This is a genomic window from Massilia sp. CT11-108, assembly GCF_047302915.1.
Classification (GTDB): Bacteria; Pseudomonadota; Gammaproteobacteria; order Burkholderiales; family Burkholderiaceae_D; genus Telluria; species Telluria orientalis.
Map to the genome: position 1 here is coordinate 1 of NZ_JBKYMO010001812.1, position 231 is coordinate 231.

Annotated in this window: 1 protein-coding gene; it reads right to left on the reverse strand. The window is 61.9% G+C overall.

Annotation, left to right across the window (positions count from 1 at the left end; translation table 11 throughout):
* Positions 1 to 231 (reverse strand): capsule assembly Wzi family protein (locus ACEN88_RS36420; RefSeq protein WP_413347229.1); only part of this gene is annotated, 231 nt, incomplete at both ends.

Below are 231 nucleotides of genomic sequence, written 5' to 3' on the forward strand. Positions count from 1 at the left end.
GCCGATGCGGATGCCGATCACTCCGGGATTGGAAAACTCCCGTTCCTCGTCCAGCACGCCTGCGAAGGCATCAAACCGGATGGGGCCGAGCCAGCGCAACACCGGAAGGTCGATGGGTTCGGGCGAAAGTCGCTTGAAGCCGACCTTCGGAAAAGGACGCGCGGATGTCGAGAAGAGCAATGTGCCATCCTCGCCAGGGCCCCACCATGTCTCGGCATAGCCTCCATAGAG